Origin of the sequence: Streptomyces cahuitamycinicus (genome assembly GCF_002891435.1) — a bacterium.
Lineage (GTDB): Bacteria > Actinomycetota > Actinomycetes > Streptomycetales > Streptomycetaceae > Streptomyces > Streptomyces cahuitamycinicus.
This window is the reverse complement of the sequence record NZ_POUC01000965.1, coordinates 1-482: the sequence shown is the minus strand read 5'-3', so window position 1 is coordinate 482 and position 482 is coordinate 1. Positions and strand designations below refer to the sequence as shown.

The 482-nt window shown below is 76.1% G+C and carries 1 protein-coding gene; it reads right to left on the bottom strand.

The features are described 5' to 3' along the window. Nucleotides 1-482 (bottom strand): NAD(P)H-hydrate epimerase (locus tag C1J00_RS44105; protein ID WP_281262812.1); only part of this gene is annotated, 482 nt, incomplete at both ends.

Here is a 482-nt window from a genome sequence, read left to right as displayed (position 1 = left end):
GCCCCGCCCCGCAGCGCGCCCGACACGGCCAGCACAGCGGCCCCCGGATACCGCGCCGACCCGGCGGCGATCCCGACCACGCCCCGCCGGTACTTGTCGCTCTCCGCCCGCGGCACCGGCAGCAGCCGGGCCACATCCAGGTGCTGCAACGCCTCCAGCTCCGGCTCGGCGGGCAGTTCCAGCCCGATGTCGACGAGCCGGACCGAGCCCGCGTACTCCCGGGCGGGGTCGATCAGGAGTCCCGGCTTGTGCGTCCCGAACGTCACGGTCAGATCGGCCTGTACGGCGGCCCCGTGCACCTCGCCGGTGTCGGCGTCGATACCGCTCGGCAGATCGACGGCGACGACGGCCCCCCTCGACCGCCCGGCGGCAGCCGCCAACGGCACGGCGTCCGGCCGCAGCCCGCCCTTCCCGCCGATCCCGACGATCCCGTCGAGGACGAGGTCCGCGCCCTCCACGAGCGCCTCGCACTCCACCAGCGC